Source organism: Promicromonospora sukumoe, from assembly GCF_014137995.1.
Classification (GTDB): Bacteria; Actinomycetota; Actinomycetes; order Actinomycetales; family Cellulomonadaceae; genus Promicromonospora; species Promicromonospora sukumoe.
In genome coordinates, this window is the sequence record NZ_JACGWV010000001.1 from 1,589,629 (window position 1) to 1,601,756 (window position 12,128).

Genomic DNA, 12,128 nt, shown 5'->3' on the forward strand with positions numbered 1-12,128 from the left:
GAACAGCATGTCCGCACCCCGTCCCGTCCCCGACCAGACCGGGCGTACCGTCGTCGTCACGGGCGCCAACAGCGGCACGGGCCGCGAGGCCGCGAAGTGGTTCGCCGACGCGGGCGCCCGGGTGGTCCTGGCGGTCCGCAACCCGGAGAAGGGGGCCGACGCGCTGGCCGAGATCCGGGCCGCCTCGCCGGACGCGCGGGCCGAGGTGCGGGTCCTGGACCTCGCCGACCTTGCGTCGGTCCGCGCCTTCGCCGACGCCCTGTCGCGCGACCTCGACCGCCTCGACGTCCTCGTGAACAACGCCGGCATCTCGATCCCGCCGGAGCGCTACACGACGGCCGACGGCCACGAGCTGCAGTGGGGCACCAACTTCCTGGGCCCGTTCGCGCTGACCAACCTGCTGCTGCCCCTGCTGCTGGCGGCGCCCGCCCCGCGCGTGGCCACGATGTGCTCGTTCGCCGCGAACCAGGGGCGCATCGACTTCGGCGACCTCGACTGGGAGCGCCGCGAGTACCGGCCGCTGCCCGCCTACGCGCAGTCCAAGCTGGCCGACCTGCACCTCGCCCGGCACCTGGCGCACCTCGCCGGGCAGCGCGGCTGGCCGCTGGTCAGCTCGGCCGCCCACCCCGGCCTGACGCGCACCAACCTCCAGGTCACCGGCCCGAGCATGGGGCGCGAGGAGCCCGTGCGCTGGGCGAACGGCCTGCTGCCGATGGCGTCCCCCGAGGACGGCGTCGGGGCGCTCCTGGTCGCCGCCGCGGGCGACGGGGTGCCGCAGGGCAGCTACTACGGGCCGCGCTACGGGCTGGCCGGGCCGCCGCGTCGCGCCCTGCTCAACCGGCGCATGCGCGACGGCGCGACGGCGGCCCGGCTGTGGGCCGTCGCGGAGGAGATCACGTCCACGGCCCTGCCGGCGGCCCGGAGCTAGGCTGAGCGACATGCCCACCCCCTCCGCCGACGTCGGACGTGCCCCGACGCCCGAGCGCATCCTGGAGGCCGCCGCCGAGGAGTTCGCGCGGTACGGGCTGGCCGGCGCGCGCGTGGACCGCATCGCCGAGCACGCGGCGGCCAACAAGCAGCGCATCTACGCGTACTTCGGCGGCAAGGAGGCGCTGTTCGACCAGGTGGTCAGCGCCCGCATCCTCGACCTGCTGGACGCCGTGCCGTTCGACGCCGACGACCTGCCCGGCTACGCCGTCCGCCTGTTCGACTTCACGGTCGGCCACCCGGAGCTGGTCCGGCTCCTGCTCTGGCACACGCTGGAGCGGCCGGGGATGCTCGGCAACCTGGAGCGGTCGGCGACCTCCAGCGCGGCCAAGGTCGAGGCACTGCGCGAGGTCCAGGAGCGGCACCCGGACCGGATCGACGCCACGGTGCCGGCCGAGCGGCTGCTCGGGCAGGTGCTCGCGGCGGTGCACGGCTCCGTGCTGACCGTCGGCGGCATGCTCGCCGTCCCGGAGGACACGGCGGCCGCCGCCGACGGCCGGGCCGACGTCCGCCGCGTCGTCACGCGGATCGTCGCCCCGGCCGGGGTGTAGCGGCCGCGCAGTGACGACGGCGCCGTGGCGGCGCCGTCGTCCCGGGTCAGAACCCGCGCGAGACCGCCGCGCCCGCGGCCAGCCAGGCCCGGCGGGTCTGCGGACGCAGCGCGCGGTAGACGAGCTGGCCGTCGACCATGGCCGGGTCGAACGGGACCGTGACCACCTCGCGCGCCAGCGCGCGGTAGCCCTGGGCCACGCGGCGCAGGTCGGCGGGGGTCGCCTTGGGATCGGACTGGCTCACCACGACGACGGCCTTGCGGGCCAGGTCCGCCATGTGCTCCCCGCGGTTGGCGAGCGCCTCCAGGAGCAGCGCGCCCGCCTCGGCGTGGTCGTCGCGGGTGCTCGTGGCGACGACGAGCTGGTCGGTGTGGTCGATCATGCGCAGCCACATCGGGTCGGACTCGTCGTTGCCGGAGTCGATGAAGATCATCCGGTAGAACTTGGCGAGCACCGCGTGGATGGCGTCGACGTCCTCGGACGAGATGCGCTGCTCGTGCGCCAGCGCCATCGGCTTGGACCGCAGCACGTCGAACCGGTCGCGCGACTGGTGGTGCACGAACCCGGCGAGGTCGCCGAGCTGCGCCGTCGGGCCCAGGAAGTGCTCGGTCTGGGGGATCAGGTCGAGCAGGGTCGCCTCGTGGTCGCCCTGCTCGGTGCGCCAGCCCAGCGTCCCGCGGGTCTGGTTGTTGTCCCAGGCGACGACGCCGGAGCCGCCGAACTGCGCGAAGACCGCCCCGAGCAGCACCGTCGACGGCGTCTTGCCCGCGCCGCCCTTGCCGTTCACGATCGAGATGGTGCGGGGCCCCTGCCAGTGCTGGCTGACCGCCTGCTCGTCGGCGCGCTCGGACCGCTCCGACTCGCTGGGCGGCACCCGCAGGCCGACCCGGGCCAGCACGCCGCGCAGGCCCTGCGTGGCCGGCTCGTCGAGGCGGTCCTGGACCAGGAACGACGACCGGCGGTTGTCCCGCCGTCCGGTGTCGGAGCTGCCCGCGCTGAACGACGTCTCGCCGGGGCCGCTGGTGGGTGCCGGGGCGATCGTGCCGCCGGGCGCCATGCCGCCGGGTGCCGCCGTCGGCTCCGGGGCCAGGTCCCCCTGCGGCCCGAGCAGCGTGATGGCCGGTGCCTGTGCAGGGGCCGGCGCCTGTGCCGGCGCTGCCTGCGCCTGCGCGCCCTGCGGACCGACGCCGGGGTCGGCCGCGGGAGCCGGCACCGTCGCGGGCACCTGCGCCGGGACGGCCGGACTCGGCTGCGCGGGGGCTGCCGGAGCGGGCGCCGCCTGTGCGACAGGCTGCGCGGTCTGTGCCTGCGCGGCCGCCGCCTGCTGGGCGAAGTCCTGGGCCAGCGCCGCCTGCGCCTCCTGGGCCGCCTGAGCAGCCTCCTGCGCGTCCTGGGCCGCCTTGATGGCGCCTGCGCCCTCGTCGTGCACCACGCGGCCGTCGGGGTGGACGGTCAGCGCACTGGGCCCCTCGGGCCCCAGGGCCTGGACCTCCACGGCGAGCCCGATGCTCGCCGAGTACTCCATCACCAGGCGCATGACCTCGCTGCGGGTCTCGCCCAGGCTGCTGCGGTAGACGGGCACGGTCTGGCCGTTGATGGCCACCTGCCCCGATCCGTCGTCGCGCACGACCACAACGGCGCGCGGCCACCCAGCGGTTTCGACGCTCACTCGGGCGCCCCCTTCTCCGGTCGCACGACGACGTCGTGGCGAGGATCATGAACGCGCACAGGGTACCGGGGCTCTTCACCCGCCGTGTTTCGGCCTCACCAGGCGGTTCGTCCGGCGACCTGCTAGGGCGGTGCCCGGACGGCTCAGACCGTCGCGGACCCGGCGCCGAACCACCGGCGCAGCGGGCCGAGCAGGTCCGCCTGGTCCGCGCCGGCCCAGGCCACGTGGCCGTCGGGCCGCAGCAGGACGGCGAGGACGTCCAGCGGGGCCGTGTCGTCGACCACGTGGTCGACCCGGTCGGCCCATCCGGCGACGGAGAGCCGGCCGGTGCGGTCCAGCAGCAGCCCCTTTCCGTCGCGCATCCGCTCGTAGAGCCGCCCCTCCCGCAGGGCGACGTCGGGCAGGCGCCTGCCCACGAGGCCGCCGCCCGCCTCCGGCCCGCCGACGTCGTAGCGGATGCCGGTCGCGGTGACCTTCTCGGCCAGGTGCCGGCGCACGTCCTCGAACCGCATGAGCTCGGTCAGCAGGCGGCGCACTGCCTGCGGACCCGGCTCGGGGGAGAGCAGCACGGTCTGCGCGCGGGTGTTGTCGAGCACGTCGGCGGCCACCGGACGGCGTTCGGCCGCGTAGCTGTCCAGCAGCCCGTCCGGCGCCCAGCCGTGGACCTCGGCGGCCAGCTTCCAGCCGAGGTTGAACGCGTCCTGCACCCCGAGGTTGAGGCCCTGGCCGCCGTACGGCGGGTGCACGTGCGCGGCGTCCCCGGCCAGCAGCACGCGGCCGGCGCGGTAGCTGTCGGCCAGCCGGGTGGCGTCGCCGAAGCGGGAGAGCCAGCGCGGGGAGTGCGCGCCGAAGTCGGTCCCGGCGACCTTCCGCACCTGCGCGCGCAGCTCGTCCAGGGTCGGCGGGGTCGTGCGGTCCTCGGCCACGCCGTCGGCCGGGGCGCCGAGCCGGTACAGGCCGTCCCCGAGCGGCATGGCGCCGAAGTTCTTCCAGGTCTCGCGGACCTCGGCGACGACGGCGTCGATCGTCTCGGGCGCCGCCGTCAGCCGCACCTCGCCGAGCAGCGTCTCCTGCCGGCTGGGCGCGCCCGGGAACCCGATGCCCAGCAGCCCGCGCACGGTGCTGCGCCCGCCGTCGCAGCCCACCAGGTAGCGCGCGTCGAGCCGGGTGCCGTCGGCGAGGACCACGTGGACGCCGTCGTCGTCCTGGCCGATGCCGGCCACCTCGTGCCCGTACCGGACCTCGACGCCGAGCTCGGCGGCCCGCTCGCGCAGCAGGCGTTCGGTGACGGGCTGCGGGATGCCGAGCACGTACGGGTACGTGGTGTCGAGCGCGGGCGGGGCCGGGGCGGTGATGCCCGCGAAGCCGCCGACGGGGTACTGCCGGCCGAGCGGCAGGAAGCGTTCCAGCAGCCCGCGCTGGTCCAGGATATCCAGGGTGCGCGCGTGCAGGCCGAGCCCTCGGACGACCTTCGTCGGCTCGGTGTCCCGCTCCAGCACGAGCACCCGCACGCCCTGCAGCCGTAGCTCGCAGGCCAGCAGCACACCGGTCGGGCCCCCGCCCGCGATGATCACGTCGGTCACAATTCGCCCCCTGTTTCGTCAGTCGCCAAAACGGTCGACGGCCGACGATTCTGCGCCTCGACAGGGGCCTTGCCGCAAGGCCCCCCTGCCGCTATATGTTGAAAGTGGCAGGAAGTGCGCGCCCCGGACTCTTCGGTTCACCGCGGCTAGAAGGAGCCGGACGACGGGGTGCGTCGGCAAGTGAGCTGCAAAAGGTCAGGTGATCGGCAACTCGAGTTGCCGATCACCTGACCTTTGACCGATCACCGCCCGGACGCGACCCTAGGCCGCGCGGGCCGCTCTGTGCCGGATGGCGCGGGCGTAGTCCGCGCGGGGGACGTGCGGTGTCACGTGGAGCACCATGCCGGCCTCGGCCGGGGTGCGGTCCGCCTTGTGCGAGTTGCACTCGTAGCAGGCGGCCACGAGGTTCATCCACGTCGAGGGGCCGCCGCGGGACCGCGGCAGGATGTGGTCCACGGTCTCGGCAGGGCCGCCGCAGTAGGCGCACAGGCCGTCGCGCCGCTTGACGCCGAGCTTGGTGCACGCGGGCGCCCCGCCCGACTTGTAGAGCCACCGCATCGTCACGTACCGGACCAGCCGCAGCACGCGCGGTAAGGGGAACGGCCCGAAGGAGCGGCCGTCGACCGCCTCCTCCACGACCGCGACCTCGCGCACGAGCATGTGGATGGCGTGCCGGACCGATACCCGGTGCAGCGGCTCGTAGCCGGCATTGAGGACTAGGACGTCGGCCACGGGCCTGCTCCTTCCGGTGAGCTTGTCGTCTCGGTACTTCTTGTTCGGGGTGGTGCTCAGGTTGGTGCTGTCCGGCCCCGGGACGACAAGAGCCGCCCGGGAACAGATGTCCCGAGGCGGCTCACGATCACTGGTCCGGCCGTTGCCGGATCAGGAGCGTATGGCGCCCCGGATGGCCTCGCGGCCGTCCCACAGGTGCTGCGCGGTGGTCGGGTAGGACGACTCGGTGGCGGCACTGGCCTTGGCCAGGCGTGCGGCCTGGTCAGCGATGCTGGTGCGAACCATCGTGTGTCTTGTCCCTTCCGGTAGTCATGGATGCTGCTGTTCGTGGTGTTGTGTTCGTGTGCAGTTCGTCGTGCTGTTCGCCGTGCCGGCGTCGTGGGGCGGGGAGTCACGGACACACAACCTGCCGCCACGGCGCCAGTCCGTGTGTGAAGAAAGGTACAACGAGGACTTGGTAGCGTCTATGGCTTTTCCGGAACTGCAACCCAAGGATGCATCAAGTGCCCGGCGTGGCGAGGTCCGCCGGCGTGTCGCGCCGGGACGCCGCCAGCTCCGCCTGCACCGCGCTGAGCTGGGCCCGGATGGCCTGCAGCTCGCGCATGACCTCGGCGTCCGACCGCTCCTCGTGCTCGGCGAGCTCGTCGATGCTCTCCATGCCGCTCACGACCACCGCGATGAAGAGGTTCAGCACCGCGAACGAGACCACGAGGATGAAGACGACGAAGAAGATCCACGCCGTAGGCTCGACCTCCATGACGTCGTCCGCGATGTCGGGCCAGGCCTCGCCGGTCATCACCTGGAACAGCGTGAACGCCGTGGTGCCCAGGTCGCCGAAGTGCTCGGGCGCGATCGCGCCGTACAGGTTGGTCGCGATCACCACGGACACGTACATGACCAGCACCAGGAGCGCGCCCACCGAGCCCATGCCCGGCACGGCCGCGATCAGACCGTTCACCACGCGCTTCATCGACGGCACGGAGTCGGCGAGCCGCAGCACGCGCAGGATGCGCAGGGCGCGCAGCAGCGCCAGCGGGCCGGTCGCCGGGATCAGCGCGATGCTCACCACCAGCAGGTCGAACACGCTCCACGGGTCCCGGAAGAAGCGCGGCCCGTGCGCCACGAGGCGCAGCAGGATCTCGGCGACGAAGAACCACAGCATCACGTCGTCGACCACCTGCAGAACCTCGTCGACGGGACCGTCGAGGATCGACGTCTCCAGCCCGAGCACCACGGCGTTGGCGATGATGACGCCGAGCACCACCCGCTGGAACCGCTGGTGCTCGACCAGCCTGCGCAGGCGCTCGCGAACGGGCACGCCACCGACCGACATTCCGGACTCCTTTCGGGGGATTTTGTCCGGAATGGAGAGTAACTGCCGGGCGGTCGGTGGCGCGGGTCGGTCCAGCCCCTGTGAGTTGGGGGGCGCCCCTACCAGCTCACGGGCTCCCGGATGATCGGGCAGGTCATGCAGTGGCCGCCGCCCCGGCCGCGGCCCAGCTCGCCGCCCGCGATCTCGATCACCTCGACGCCGGCCTTGCGCAGCAGGTCGTTCGTGGTGGTGTTGCGGTCGTAGGTGAACACGACGCCGGGCTCGACCGCCACGGAGTTGTTGCCGCTGTCCCACTGCTGCCGCTCGGACTCGTACACGTCGCCGCCGGTCTCGATCACGCGCAGCTCGCCCAGCCCCGAGACCCGCCCGACGACGTCGAGGAACGACGACCCACCGGCGTCGGTCACCGCGACGCCCTGCGGGCCGGAGTCGGGGCGCAGCACGAACGGGTGCACCCGGTCGACGATGCGCGGGTAGACGGTGACGGTGTCGACGTCGACGAACGTCATGATCGTGTCCAGGTGCATGGCGGCGCGCAGTCGCGGCATGCCCGCCACGACGATCTGCTCGGCGGCGCCCGCCTCGAACAGCGAGGCCGCGACCTGCGTGATCGCCTGCCGCGAGGTGCGCTCGCTCATGCCCATCAGCACGGTGCCGTTGCCGATCGGCATGATGTCGCCGCCCTCGAAGGTGGCCTCGCCGTGGGTGGTCTCCGGGTCGCCCCACCACACGCGGCTGCCCACGAAGTCCGGGTGGAACGAGTAGATCGCCTTCATCAGCAGCGTCTCGTCGCGGCGCGCCTGCCAGTACAGCGGGTTCAGCGTGAGGCCGCCGTAGATCCAGCAGGTCGTGTCGCGCGTGAACAGGGTGTTCGGCAGCGGCGGCATGAGGTACTCGCGGGCGTCCGGGCTGAGGTCGGCCAGCGCGCGGAAGCCCGGCGGCAGCTCGGGCACGTCGGCGACGGCGAGCCCGCCGATCAGGTACCGGGCCAGCTCGTGCTCCGGCAGCGACTCCAGGTACTCGCGCGTCGCCTCGACCAGGCCGTTGCCCACGATCTCGGGCACGATCTTGCGGTCGAGCAGCCAGTCGCGGGCGCCCGGCACGCGCAGCGTCTCGGCGAGCAGGGCGTGCAGCTCGACGACGTCGACGTCGCGCGAGCGCAGCTCGGCCACGAAGTCGGCGTGGTCCTGCTGGGCGCGCTCGACCCACAGGACGTCGTCGAACAGCAGGTCGGCGGAGTTGGACGGGGTGAGGCGCTGGTGAGCCAGGCCCGGGGCGCAGACCAGGACCTTGCGCAGGCGGCCCACCTCGGAGTGGACGCCGTACGCCGACGCGGGTGTGCCGGCAGGGGGCGGTGTGATGTCGATGGTGTTCATCGGGCCATAACGGTACTCACCCGGCCGCCGTCGTGCCGAGCAGGGAGCCGAGCGCGAAGGTGGCGCCGAGCGCCAGGGCCCCGCCGACGACGACGCGCGCGGTGGCGCGCACCCGCGGCGCGTCCCCGATCCACGCGGCGATCCAGCCGGTGCCCGCGAGCGCCGCGAGCACCACGACGAACGTGGCGCCGACGCGCCAGGGCTCGGGGATCAGCAGCACGGCGGCGAGCGGCAGGACGGCGCCCAGGGTGAACGCGACGGCCGAGGCGAGCGCGGCGTGCCAGGGGCTGACGACGCCGTCCTCGTCGATGTTGAGCTCGGCCTCCAGGTGGGCGGCGAGCGCGTCGTGCTCGGTGAGCTCGACGGCGACCTGGCGGGCGGTCGCGGGGGACAGGCCCTTGGCCTCGTAGAGCTGGGCCAGCTCCGCGAGCTCCTCCCGCGGCATCGCGGCGAGCTCGGCCTTCTCCTTGGCGATGAGGGCCTTCTGGGTGTCGGACTGGCTGGAGACCGAGACGTACTCGCCGAGCGCCATGGAGATGGCGCCGCCGACGAGGGCGGCGAGGCCGGCGGTGAGGATCGGGCCGGTCTGCGAGGTCGCGGCGGCGACGCCGACGGCGACGGCCGCGACGGACACGATGCCGTCGTTCGCGCCGAGCACGCCGGCGCGCAGCCAGTTCAGCCGCTCGGCGAGGCCGTCGGTGTGCGGCTCGTCGGGGTGCGTGACGGCGGGGCGGGCCGTGGTCTCGGGCTGCCCGATGGCGGTGCGGCCGTCGTCGTGCTGCCCGACGGTGGGACGGCCGTCGTCGTCGCGGCCGGTGTCCGGGAGCTCGACGCCGGACGGTTCTGTCGTCATGGCCTCAGGCAACCAGGACTCGCGGCGTCGGGCCAACATGAGGCCCGGGGTTGGAAAGCCTCACCTCCCCGCGAGGTGCGTCTCCTTCGAGACCTAAGTTTCTTCGCTTTCCGCCACCCCAAAGCGAAGAAACTTAGGTCTCGAAGGAGAGGGCCGACGGCGGAACTCCGCGCGGGGCTCAGTACGCCGGCTTGAGCGGCGTGCGTTCGCCGACCGGGACCTCGACCGTCAGCGTGTTGCCGTCCTGGGCCAGCGGGCACGTCCACGCCGGGTCGTAGGCGCAGGACGGGTTGTAGGCGAAGTTGAGGTCGAGCACCAGGTCGCCGACGCCGAAGTCGTCGGGGCCGCCGCCCTCCCCGCCGTCGGACCCGCCGGTGTGCCCGAGCCAGGAGCCCTTGACCGTGTCGAGGAGGTAGCGCCCGCCGCCGTAGGTGCCGCCGGGTGGGCCGGCGAGGGCGTCCTTGATCGGCACGAACAGGCCGCCGCCGTAGGAGGCGAGCCGCCAGACGTCGAGCGTGCCGAGGTCGCCCAGGGCGTCGGACCCGAGGGCGACGGTGCCGAGCAGCTCGAACGGCACGACGCCGTCGGTCCCGGTGGGGACGTCGAGGCGGCGCGGGGCGCCGTCGGGCCCGGGCTCCGCGGGGACGATCGGGGCGCTCAGGCGCCACGCCGGGTCGTACGGGGTGACGGTGAGCCCGGTGAAGCCGGCCCGCTCCTCCGGGAGGATCGGGGAGACGGGGTGGGTGGCGAAGAGCTCGTCCCGCGCGGTGATCCAGCCCGCGTGCGCGGCGGCCGGGCTCACGACGGCGCGGGTGCGGGCCTCGGCGTACAGCGCGAAGACGCGCCGCCGCCAGTCCGCGGTCTGGAGTGCTGTGGTGGCCCGGGAGGTGGTGGCTTGCGTCATGCCCACGACACTACCCACCGCGGCGGCGTCACACCGGGACCCGCAGCGTCGCCGTGTAGCCCTTGCTCACGGAGCCGGACACCTTCGCCATCTGGAGCGCGTACCCGTCCGAGAACACGTTGTCCGAGTCGAGGGTGACGCCCGCCAGGTTGCTGACGCTCTGCTCGTACCCCGTGGTCGCGTACACGGCGTCGCACGCGTCCTGGGGGAGGGCGAGCTGCGAGGTGCGCATCCGGTTCGTGGCGCTGGTGGCGTCGTCCAGCGACGGGTAGACCTCGAAGTGGATGTGCGGCCAGCGGCCCGCGTAGCAGGCGGGGAAGATCGAGGTGAAGGTCACCTTGCCGTCGGCGTCGGCCTCCTGGACGCCGCGCAGGTAGTTCTGGTCGGCGACGTCGTACATCGAGTACCTGCCGTCGCGGTCGCAGTGCCAGGCGTACACGGCGGCGCCCGCGACGGGGGTCCCGGCGTCGCCCTCGCCCGACACGTCGACGACGGTCAGCGAGAAGGTGAGCGGGACGCCGTCGGCCGTGCCGGACGAGTCCCCGAAGCTCGAGGTGATGTCGCCGCGGACCACGCCCGTCATGGTCAGGGCGTTGGTGCCGTCGGCGGGGTAGGGGCCGTTGGTCTCCTCCGGGATCTCGCCCTCGCCGACGTCGTCCTGCGACACGTCGCCGGGTGCGCCCCCGCCCGGGCCGCCCGCGCCGCCTTCGGGCGGTGCCCCGCCCGGCCCGCCCGACGGCGCCCCGCTGGGGGTGCCGGTCTGACCGGACGAGCCCGTGCCGGACGAGCACGCGGCCAGGGCCGCGGCGAGCCCGCCCGCGGTGAGCAGTCCGATGGCGTGCCGCCGGTTCAGGAGGTTCGGCAGGTCGTGCGAGAGCCCGAGGTCGTGTGCCTCGGGGGTCTCGCCGTCGGGCGTGCTGCCGTCGTGCGTGCCGCCGGACGTGGTGCCGGGCCTGCTGCTGCGGGTGCTCATGATTCGAACGTAGGCCGCGGGGCTGGACCCGGCCCGGCAGAGGGCTGGGATCTCGCTATGCGTGGGTTCGGGCGTGCCCCGGTCGGGAGCGCGGGGTCAGGCGCGCCGGCTCAGGCGCGCGGCGTCAGCCGGATGACCGGGATCTCCCGGTCCGTTGTTTCCTCGTACCGGCGGAAGTTCGCCGCCTCGGCGGTGATCCGCGCCCAGGCCTCCGCGCGCTCGGCGCCGTGCAGTTCTTCGGCGGTCACCTCGACCTTGCGGCCGCCCTGCTCGACCGTGACCTGGTCCGGGTGCGCGGCGAGGTTCAGGTACCACGCCGGGTTCGCCGGGGCGCCGCCGGCGGAGGCGACGATCAGCCAGCCCCCGTCCGGGCCCGGGAACCAGGCGAGCGGGTTGGTGCGGGCCTGCCCGCTCTTGCGGCCGATCGTGGTCAGGACCAGCAGGTTCATCCCCATGGTCTTGCCCTCGCTGCGGCGGGCGCGCCGCATGAGCAGCCGGTTCATCCAGCGGAAGCCGCGGCCGGGCTGTCGTGCGCCGCGGGTGCCGGTGGGATGCGTGGAGCTCATGGGGTTGCCTCTCGGTCGGACGCCGACGGGTCGGACGCCGGAAGATGTCGTGGACCATCAGACCACTCCGCGCTCCCTGCCGGGGACGGGCGCGCTCGACGGGCTCGCGCGACGCCTAGGATCGTCGGGTGCTGCGACTCTCCGACGTCACCTACCTCGTCCGCGACCACGACGAGGCGATCACCTTCTTCGTCGACGCCCTCGGGTTCGCCCTGCGGGAGGACGAGACGAACGCGGCGGGCCGGCGACGCGTCGTCGTCGGGCCCGCGGACGGCGGGACGGGGCTCGTGCTGGCGCTCGCCGGCGCGCCCGGCGCCCCGGCGTCCGGTGCCGGCGACGTGGCCGACGTCGTCGGGCGGCAGGCGGGCGGGAAGGTCGCGTTCTTCCTGGAGACCGACGACTTCGCCGCGCAGCACGCGCGGATGGTCGCGGCGGGCGTGCGGTTCCGCGAGGAGCCGCGGTACGAGGAGTACGGCACGGTCGCCGTCTTCGAGGACCTGTACGGCATGCCGTGGGACCTGATCGAGCCGCCGGCCCGGGGCTGATCCCTCAGGCCGCGTGCGACCGAAGGCCCCCGGCACATGCCCAGGGGCCTTCGGTG

13 protein-coding genes are annotated in these 12,128 nt (G+C 73.7%); 3 read left to right on the plus strand and 10 right to left on the minus strand.

What is annotated here, in order from left to right:
- The first annotated feature begins 7 nt into the window (after window positions 1-7).
- Window positions 8-928, plus strand: coding sequence for an SDR family oxidoreductase (locus FHX71_RS07040; protein WP_182615035.1), 921 nt, complete (start codon window positions 8-10; stop codon window positions 926-928).
- 10 nt (window positions 929-938) lie between these two features.
- Window positions 939-1,538: a TetR/AcrR family transcriptional regulator gene (locus FHX71_RS07045; RefSeq protein ID WP_182615036.1), complete on the plus strand. Its 600-nt coding sequence runs from the start codon at window positions 939-941 to the stop codon at window positions 1,536-1,538.
- A gap of 46 nt (window positions 1,539-1,584) precedes the next feature.
- Here FHX71_RS07045 and FHX71_RS29120 read toward each other — a convergent pair whose 3' ends face one another.
- The 10 genes from FHX71_RS29120 to FHX71_RS07090 form a co-directional block, all read right to left on the minus strand.
- Complete coding sequence (locus tag FHX71_RS29120; RefSeq protein WP_312876950.1) at window positions 1,585-3,207, minus strand: ATPase; 1,623 nt, start codon at window positions 3,205-3,207, stop codon at window positions 1,585-1,587.
- Between the two features lie 143 nt (window positions 3,208-3,350).
- Window positions 3,351-4,790 (minus strand): rifampin monooxygenase, encoded by a 1,440-nt coding sequence (gene rox, locus FHX71_RS07055; protein ID WP_182615037.1) that lies wholly within the window; start codon window positions 4,788-4,790, stop codon window positions 3,351-3,353.
- Window positions 4,791-5,051: 261 nt separating this feature from the next.
- Window positions 5,052-5,522, minus strand: a complete 471-nt coding sequence (locus FHX71_RS07060; protein WP_020018328.1) for an HNH endonuclease — start codon at window positions 5,520-5,522, stop codon at window positions 5,052-5,054.
- A gap of 150 nt (window positions 5,523-5,672) precedes the next feature.
- Window positions 5,673-5,807 carry a hypothetical protein gene (locus FHX71_RS29690; RefSeq protein ID WP_281383673.1) on the minus strand — a complete coding sequence of 45 codons (135 nt, stop codon included), beginning with the start codon at window positions 5,805-5,807 and terminating at the stop codon, window positions 5,673-5,675.
- Between the two features lie 214 nt (window positions 5,808-6,021).
- The gene (locus tag FHX71_RS07065) at window positions 6,022-6,855 is read right to left on the minus strand and encodes an ion transporter (protein WP_182615038.1); all 834 of its coding nucleotides are present in this window, start codon (window positions 6,853-6,855) and stop codon (window positions 6,022-6,024) included.
- A 98-nt stretch (window positions 6,856-6,953) separates the two neighbouring features.
- The gene (locus tag FHX71_RS07070) at window positions 6,954-8,231 is read right to left on the minus strand and encodes an arginine deiminase (protein WP_182615039.1); all 1,278 of its coding nucleotides are present in this window, start codon (window positions 8,229-8,231) and stop codon (window positions 6,954-6,956) included.
- A gap of 16 nt (window positions 8,232-8,247) precedes the next feature.
- The gene (locus FHX71_RS07075) at window positions 8,248-9,084 is read right to left on the minus strand and encodes a VIT1/CCC1 transporter family protein (protein WP_220489544.1); all 837 of its coding nucleotides are present in this window, start codon (window positions 9,082-9,084) and stop codon (window positions 8,248-8,250) included.
- A gap of 178 nt (window positions 9,085-9,262) precedes the next feature.
- Window positions 9,263-9,988 carry a DUF1684 domain-containing protein gene (locus tag FHX71_RS07080; protein ID WP_182615040.1) on the minus strand — a complete coding sequence of 242 codons (726 nt, stop codon included), beginning with the start codon at window positions 9,986-9,988 and terminating at the stop codon, window positions 9,263-9,265.
- 28 nt (window positions 9,989-10,016) lie between these two features.
- A complete protein-coding gene (locus FHX71_RS07085) occupies window positions 10,017-10,961 on the minus strand; it encodes an intradiol ring-cleavage dioxygenase (RefSeq protein WP_246402299.1) in 945 nt (314 codons plus the stop codon).
- Between the two features lie 110 nt (window positions 10,962-11,071).
- Entirely contained in the window at window positions 11,072-11,527 is a 456-nt protein-coding gene (locus FHX71_RS07090) for a nitroreductase/quinone reductase family protein (protein ID WP_182615041.1), read from the minus strand.
- A 128-nt stretch (window positions 11,528-11,655) separates the two neighbouring features.
- Between FHX71_RS07090 and FHX71_RS07095 the strand changes: the two genes are divergently transcribed.
- Entirely contained in the window at window positions 11,656-12,072 is a 417-nt protein-coding gene (locus FHX71_RS07095; RefSeq protein WP_182615042.1) for a VOC family protein, read from the plus strand.
- Window positions 12,073-12,128: the final 56 nt, after the last annotated feature.